General features: G+C 68.4%; 6 protein-coding genes. All 6 read left to right on the top strand.

All coding sequences use genetic code 11. The features are described 5' to 3' along the window. Window positions 1-321 precede the first annotated feature (321 nt). The 6 genes from KBZ12_RS04090 (at window position 322) to KBZ12_RS04065 (ending at window position 6,457) form a co-directional block, all read left to right on the top strand. Window positions 322-1,302, top strand: coding sequence for an IS5 family transposase (locus KBZ12_RS04090; protein WP_254956489.1), 981 nt, complete (start codon window positions 322-324; stop codon window positions 1,300-1,302). Between the two features lie 496 nt (window positions 1,303-1,798). Next, window positions 1,799-3,031 carry an ABC transporter substrate-binding protein gene (locus KBZ12_RS04085; RefSeq protein WP_254956488.1) on the top strand — a complete coding sequence of 411 codons (1,233 nt, stop codon included), beginning with the start codon at window positions 1,799-1,801 and terminating at the stop codon, window positions 3,029-3,031. Next, window positions 3,028-3,963 (top strand): branched-chain amino acid ABC transporter permease, encoded by a 936-nt coding sequence (locus KBZ12_RS04080; protein ID WP_254956487.1) that lies wholly within the window; start codon window positions 3,028-3,030, stop codon window positions 3,961-3,963. The genes KBZ12_RS04085 and KBZ12_RS04080 overlap by 4 nt, the downstream gene beginning before the upstream one ends. 36 nt (window positions 3,964-3,999) lie before the next feature. Continuing rightward, the gene (locus KBZ12_RS04075) at window positions 4,000-4,911 is read left to right on the top strand and encodes a branched-chain amino acid ABC transporter permease (protein ID WP_254956486.1); all 912 of its coding nucleotides are present in this window, start codon (window positions 4,000-4,002) and stop codon (window positions 4,909-4,911) included. Beyond that, window positions 4,908-5,738, top strand: coding sequence for an ABC transporter ATP-binding protein (locus KBZ12_RS04070; protein ID WP_254956485.1), 831 nt, complete (start codon window positions 4,908-4,910; stop codon window positions 5,736-5,738). Before KBZ12_RS04075 ends, KBZ12_RS04070 begins: the two co-directional genes overlap by 4 nt. Then, window positions 5,735-6,457, top strand: coding sequence for an ABC transporter ATP-binding protein (locus KBZ12_RS04065; RefSeq protein WP_254956484.1), 723 nt, complete (start codon window positions 5,735-5,737; stop codon window positions 6,455-6,457). Before KBZ12_RS04070 ends, KBZ12_RS04065 begins: the two co-directional genes overlap by 4 nt.

The raw sequence follows: 6,457 nt of genomic DNA, 5'->3' as shown, positions 1-6,457 counted from the left end.
ACTTGCCGACGGTCATCCCGGACAGCCCCATCCGTTTGGCGATGGCTGTGTTGGTTTCACCGGCACCGCAGGCCAACACGATCTGGGCCCGCTGAACGATGGAGTGAGGCAGTGAACGGGAGCTGGCGAGAGCCTGGAGCTGCTGAACCTCGTCGTCGCTGAGAAGCAGCGGCGGCATCGGACGTCCAAGCGCCACGGAAAACCTCGGGTGACACTCCTGATTCCAGATGTTATTTCCGGGACGGGACACTAGGGAGACTCTGGAAAACCCAGGCGATCCACGGGACAATGGTCCTGTGATTGCAGGCCAGGACTGGGGTGATGAGCGGCAAACAGCTTGGCTTCTCGGATTACGAGCTCGCCACGGCCAAGAAGCAGACGAAACGGGAGAAGTTTCTCGGTGAGATGGAGGCGGTGGTGCCTTGGCAGGCATTCATTGCGTTGATCGAGCCCAACTACCCCAAAGCGAGCACGAAAGGCGGCCGGCCTCCCTATCCGATGGCCACGATGCTGCGGACCCACCTGCTGCAGCAGTGGTATTCCCTCAGTGCCCCCGCCATGGAAGAGGCCCTGATCGAGGTGCCCACCATGCGCCGCTTTGCCGGCATCGAGCTGATCAGCGACAGGATTCCTGATGAGACCACGATCCTCACCTTCCGCCACCTGCTGGAGAAGCACGAGCTTGGTGAGCAGATCTTTGAGACCGTTAAGGCCCACCTCAGTGCGCGAGGCATGACGATGCGGCAGGGCACAATTGTCGATGCCACCTTGATCGCCGCTCCCAGCTCCACCAAGAACAAAGAGGGGAAGCGAGATCCCGAGATGCACCAGACCAAGAAGGGCAACCAGTGGTACTTCGGCATGAAAGTCCACGCAGGCATGGATAAGGACTCGGGCTTGATCCATTCGGTGGTGGTGACGGCCGCCAACGTGCATGACCTCACCTCGGCTGCCGAGCTACTGCATGGCGACGAGGAGGTCGTCTACGCGGATGCTGGCTACCAGGGCATCGCCAAGAGACCCGAGATGACAGGCAAGACAACGGAATTCAGGGTGGCGATGCGACCCGGCAAACGCACGGCCCTACCAGACACACCAGAAGGAAGGCTGCAGGATCTGATCGAGACCGCCAAAGCTCATATCCGCTCCAAAGTTGAGCACCCCTTCCGGGTGATCAAGCAGCAGTTCGGCTTTCAGAAGACCAGGCTGCGTGGCCTGGCCAAGAACCGCTCCAAGATCAACGTGCTGGCGGCATTGTTGAATCTGTTTCAGGCGCGACGACAGTTACTCGTGACAGTCTGACCAGGAGCTTGGTGTGTCTGAACACCTCGATTCAGCCTCAAAAACCAGCCCAGAGTGGCTGAACATGAGACCAAAAACCCTCAGAAGGGGGCCCCAGAGGCAATGCACGACCAAAAGCACTGTTATCTCTCACTGCGGCCACTCAAACCCCGATTACCCAGAGCCTCCCTAAGGCTGGGCGAATGGGCAACATTATGCACCGTGGCAGGTCAGATGATTTTTGGTGTACGAAGTGGTGCCACTCAGAAACAGCCTGCGCAGACCCGATGTGAAACGAGATTGAACAGTCTGCAGAAGCAATCAACGGCAACCGCTCATCTCCCCTGAGCCCCGGAGAAGCCAGTCCCCGATTTCCCCAGCGAGGAAGGTATCTACCGCCTATGTTGATGACTGTTTGGCTGGGACGCTGGCATCCTCTCTCGCCACTTCCCCGATTGCGCGTCACTCCTGGCGAGCGCGGGGAGCCCTTCGCCTCGCCGCCCTTCTGGCCGCTGGCATGGGTGGTTTGGCGGTACTGGGCCAGCAGGCCGATCCGGCCGCCAAAGCCGTTCCAGCGGCGGATGCCCCCAACGGTGCCCTCACCATCGGCGGGGTGATCGCCCTGACGGGCAACGCCAATCTCTACGGCCAGGATCAACGCCTGGGCATCAGCCTGGCCCGCGAGTGGGCTGGGAGCCGGCGGCGCCAGCCAGGTGAACCGCCCCTGCGCCCGCTCCACTTCCAGCTGCAGGACGGCGGCAGCGATGAGGCCACCGCGATCGCCGGCTTCAATCTGCTGATCAGGCAGGGGGTTCTGGCCCTGATCGGCCCCACTCTCTCCCAGCAGGCCTTCGCCGCCGACCCGATCGCCCAGCGCCGCGGCGTGCCGGTGGTGGCCCCCTCCAACACCGCCAAGGGCATCCCCCAGATCGGCCCCTTCATCAGCCGCGTGTCAGCCCAGAGCTCGGTGATCGCACCGCTGTCGATCAGCGAGGCTCTGCGGCGCGATCCGCGCATCCGGCGGGTGGCCGTGTTCTATTCCCAGGACGACGCCTTCAGCACCTCCGAAACGGCGATCTTCCAGCGCACCCTGCGCGCCCGCGGTCTGACGCCGGTGTCCGTGCAGCGCACCCAGCTGGCCGACAACGACTTCCAGATCCCGATCACCGCCGCTCTGCAGGCCGATCCCCAGCTGGTGGTGATCTCGATCCAGGCGGTGGGGGGCGGCAACCTGGTGCGTCAGCTGCGCGAACTCGGCTACCGGGGCGCGATCGTGGTGGGCAACGGCATGAACACACCCAACATCTACCCGATCTGCCAGCGCTGGTGCGACGGCATCCTGATCGCCCAGGCCTACAGCCCGGAGCTGGACACCCCGGTCAACCGCACCTTCCGAAACCTGCTGCGCGGCAGCAGCCCGGATCGGAGCCCCTCCCAGATCACGGCCCAGGCGTTCACCGCCTACCAGGTGCTGTTCGAGGCGGTCCAGCGGCTGCAGCGGCGCGGAGGGCTTGAGAACGTCAACCTGGGCCAGGCTCGCAAGGCGCTGATGGAGGAGCTGCTCGCCGGTCAGTACGACACCCCGCTCGGACCGATCCGCTTCACTCCCGATGGCGAGCTGGTCCAGGGGCAGTTCTACGTGGCCCAGGTGCGCATGGATCCCGGCGGCCGCAGCGGCCGCTTCGCCCTGGTGCGCGAGACCGGGGTCAGCGGCGGGGCCGGCGGCAGCGCTTCACCCCCGGCCCGATGATCGAAGCCCTGCTCCAGACCCTGCTCAACGGGGCCGCCAGCGGTGGCGTGTATGCCCTTGTGGCGCTGGGCTACACCCTGGTGTTCTCCGTGCTGGGGGTGATCAACTTCGCCCTCGGTGCCCTGTTCTCCCTGGGGGGCTACCTCACCTACCTGCTGATGGGCGGGCGCATCAGCGCGAACGGCGGTCTGCCGGGCTGGGGACTGCCGCAGGGGCTTTCCTTCACCCCGGCCCTGCTGCTGGCGGCCCTCCTCACCGGTCTGGTCTCGCTGGTGGTGGAGCGCCTGGCCTTCGCGCCGCTGCGCCGCCGCAGGGCCGAGCCGCTGCTCTACCTGATCACCAGCCTGGGCGCCGGCCTGGTGCTGGTGAACCTGCTGCAGATGCTGATGGGTGCCGAGGGCTATGCCTTCCCCGCCACCGCCCTCGCGGGCCTGCCCGATGCGCTGCAGGTCGCTGGCGCCCGCATCCGCAGCGTGCAGGTGCTGCTGCTGGCGGTCTGCGCCGCGGCGGTGATCGTCCTCACCCTGTGGCTGGAGCGCAGCCGCAGCGGCCGCGCCCTCAAGGCCGTGGCCGAGGACGCCACCACCGCCCGGCTGCTGGGGATCGACAGCGGGGCGATGCTGCGGCTGGCCTTCCTGCTCAGCGGCGCTCTGGCCGGCCTCGGCGGCGGCCTGATCGGTGTGAGCATCAGCCTGCCGGGGCCCTACATGGGGATCAGCTACGGACTCAAGGGTCTGGCGGTTCTGGTGCTCGGGGGGCTGGGCAGCGTGCCGGGCGCCATCGCCGGTGGCCTGCTCATGGGTCTGGCGGAGGCGCTGGTGCCCGGCGACGCCTCCGGCTGGCGCGACGCCCTGGCCTTCGCGATCCTGTTCCTCGTGCTGTTGCTGCGTCCCAGCGGCCTGCTGGGCCGGCGACAAGTGGAGAAGGTGTAGTCCCATGGCCAACACCGCTGCAGGAGGAACCCGCTGATGGATCCCGCTCTTCTGGTCCAGATGCTGATCGGCGCCCTGCTGGGAATCTCGGTGTACCTGCCGCTGGCCACCGGGCAGCTGACACTGGCCACCCCGGCCTTCTATGCCGTGGGCGGCACCCTGGCGGCCCTGCTCTCCACCCGCTGGCCGGTGCTTGGGGCAAGAATCGACGGCAGCTTCCCCCTGCCCTCCTTCCTGCTGGAACTGGCCCTGGGCGGAGCGCTGGCGGGTCTGCTGGCCCTGCTCGTCGGCCGGATCGTGCTGCGGCTCCAGGGCATCTATCTGGCCATCGCCACCATCGCCCTGGTGGAGATCGTGCGGGTGGCGATCCTCAACCTGCCCTTCACCGGAGGCGCCGTGGGGATCTTCGGCATCCCCCAGCCCTTCCCCTCAGCAGCCGGTTACCTGCTGCCCGCCCTGGCGCTGCTGCTGCTGGCGGGATGGGTGTGCCAGCGGCTGGAGGTGATGGCCCTGGGCCGGGCGATGGCGGCCGTCCGCGAGGACGAACTGGCGGCCCGCTGCATGGGGATCGACACCACCCAGGTGAAGCTCACCGCCTTCGTGATGAGCGCCGTGCTGGCCGGGGGCACCGGCGTTCTGGCCGCCCACTTCCTCAACACCTGGAACGCCCGCCAGGGCAGCTTCGACAGCGCCGTGATCATGCTGGCCTTCGTGATCCTGGGGGGATCGCGCAGCTGGCTGGGGCCGGTGCTGGGCGGCCTGGTGCTCACGGCGCTGCCGGAACTGCTGCGGCCCGTGGGCGATGCGCGGCTGGTGCTGTTCGGCCTGGTGATCCTGTCGGGTCCGGCGTTGTTTCCCCAGGGACTGGTCACGCCGGGCCTGCTGGAGCGTCTGGGCCGGTTGGGGGATCCCGCCGGCCGCCCCGGTGCCGAGGGGAGCCGCCCATGACGGTGGACCCACGCCTTGCGCCCACCGGCGGCAGCGCCGCGTCGCCGCTGCTGGAACTCGATGCGCTCAGCTGCCGTTTCGGCGGGCTGGTGGCGCTCGACCAGGTGAGCTTCGCCGTGCAGCAGGGAGAGATCTTCGGCCTGATCGGTCCCAACGGCGCCGGCAAGACCACCCTCTTCAACCTGATCTCCGGCCTCACTCCCGCCAGCGGCGGCCAGGTGCGCTGGCGAGGGGAACCGATCGGCGGCCTGGGTCCGGAGCGGATCAACCGGCTCGGCATCGCCCGCACCTTCCAGAACCTGCGCCTGTTCGACAGCCTCACCCTGCGCGAGAACGTGCTGGTGGGTCTGCACCGCGAGACCCGAGCTCCGCTGGTGGAGGCCCTCAGCGGCAACGCCGGCTTCCGGGCCCGACAGGCGGCGCTGGAGCGCAGGGCCGGGGAGCTGCTGGCCCTCTTCGGCCTCGACGCCCGCGCCGACGACTCCGCCGCAAACCTCTCCTACGGCGACCGGCGGCGGCTGGAGATCGCCAGGGCCCTGGCCACCGGCCCGGCGCTGCTGCTGCTCGACGAACCGGCCGCCGGCATGAACCCCGCCGAGAAGGATGAGCTCTGCGCCCTGATCGACCGGCTGCGGGAGCAGTTCCAGCTCACGGTGCTGATCATCGAGCACCACGTGCCGCTGATGATGCGCCTCTGTGACCGCCTGGCGGTGCTGAATTTCGGCCGGCGCATCGCCCTGGGCAGCCCCGAGCATGTGCGCCACGATCCGGCCGTGATCGAGGCCTACCTGGGCGGGCAGGCCAGCGCCGCCGGGGAGCGCCGATGACGGCGCCACCACTGCTGGAGCTGCAGGGGCTGGTCGTTCGCTACGGGGCCGTGACCGCCGTGCGGGGCCTCGATCTGCAGGTGCGCAGCGGCGAACTGGTGGCCCTGCTGGGGGCCAACGGGGCCGGCAAGAGCACCACCCTGCGGGCGATCTCCTCCCTGGTGCCGGTGGTCGGCGGCCGGGTGCTCTGGCAGGGGGTGGAACGCACCGGCTGCCGCACCGAAACCACCGTGCGCCTGGGCATCGGCCACTGCCCCGAGGGCCGGAGGGTGCTGGCGCGCCAGAGTGTGGCCACCAACCTGGAGCTGGGGGCCTGGCTGCGGCGCGACCGGGCCGGCATCGCCGCCGACCTGGAGCGCTGCTACGGCCTGTTCCCGCGGCTGGCGGAACGGCGCCGCCAGCTGGCCGGCAACCTGTCGGGGGGCGAGCAGCAGATGCTGGCGATCGCCCGGGCCCTCATGGGCCGGCCCAGCCTGCTGTTGCTCGATGAGCCCAGCCTGGGGCTGGCGCCGAAGCTGGTGGCCGAGGTGATGGCCGCCCTGGCAGCGCTGCACCAGGAAGGGTTGTCGATGCTGCTGGTGGAGCAGAACGCCACCGCCGCCCTGGAGATCGCCGACCGCGGCGTGGTGCTGGAGAGCGGCAGCATCAGCCTGGAGGGCACCGCCGATGCCCTGCTGGCCGATGCGGGGCTGCGGGCCTCCTATCTGGGGAGCGGCTGA

Origin of the sequence: Cyanobium sp. Cruz CV13-4-11, from assembly GCF_024346055.1 — a bacterium.
In the GTDB taxonomy this organism is placed as follows: domain Bacteria; phylum Cyanobacteriota; class Cyanobacteriia; order PCC-6307; family Cyanobiaceae; genus Cyanobium.
Note: the sequence above shows the minus strand (reverse complement) of the source record. Positions and strands in the feature narration are given on the sequence as shown.

Coding starts and splice junctions, on each gene's coding strand:
- KBZ12_RS04080 (WP_254956487.1), top strand. CDS start 3,028: ATGATCGAAGCCCTGCTCCAGACCCTGCTCAACGGGGCCGCCAGCGGT.
- KBZ12_RS04070 (WP_254956485.1), top strand. CDS start 4,908: ATGACGGTGGACCCACGCCTTGCGCCCACCGGCGGCAGCGCCGCGTCG.
- KBZ12_RS04090 (WP_254956489.1), top strand. CDS start 322: ATGAGCGGCAAACAGCTTGGCTTCTCGGATTACGAGCTCGCCACGGCC.
- KBZ12_RS04085 (WP_254956488.1), top strand. CDS start 1,799: ATGGGTGGTTTGGCGGTACTGGGCCAGCAGGCCGATCCGGCCGCCAAA.
- KBZ12_RS04065 (WP_254956484.1), top strand. CDS start 5,735: ATGACGGCGCCACCACTGCTGGAGCTGCAGGGGCTGGTCGTTCGCTAC.
- KBZ12_RS04075 (WP_254956486.1), top strand. CDS start 4,000: ATGGATCCCGCTCTTCTGGTCCAGATGCTGATCGGCGCCCTGCTGGGA.